1 protein-coding gene is annotated in these 290 nt (G+C 74.5%); it reads right to left on the bottom strand.

Going from position 1 to position 290, the window contains the following annotated elements; translation table 11 throughout:
- The coding region (locus G3I65_RS20465; protein WP_160697531.1) for an acyltransferase domain-containing protein at positions 1-290 on the bottom strand (290 nt) is incomplete at both ends.

Genomic DNA, 290 nt, shown 5'->3' with positions numbered 1-290 from the left:
TCGGCCAGGGAGAACACCCCGGCGACGTGCGCCGCGGCCAGTTCGCCGATCGAGTGGCCCAGCAGGTAGTCCGGTTCGAGCCGCCAGGACTCCAGCAGGCGGAACAGGGCGACTTCGAGGGCGAACAGCGCGGCCTGGGTGTAGCCGGTCCGGTGCAGGTCGTCCCCGTCGAGGACCGCGTCGAGGGGGCGCTCCAGCAGCGGGTCGAGCAGGGCGGCCGTCGCGTCCCACGACCGGGCGAAGACCTCGTGCGCGGCGTACAGCTCGCGGCCCATGCCGGGGCGCTGGGC

This window comes from Amycolatopsis sp. SID8362 (assembly GCF_010550475.1).
GTDB classification, from domain to species: domain Bacteria; phylum Actinomycetota; class Actinomycetes; order Mycobacteriales; family Pseudonocardiaceae; genus Amycolatopsis; species Amycolatopsis eburnea.
Note: the sequence above shows the minus strand (reverse complement) of the source record. Positions and strands in the feature narration are given on the sequence as shown.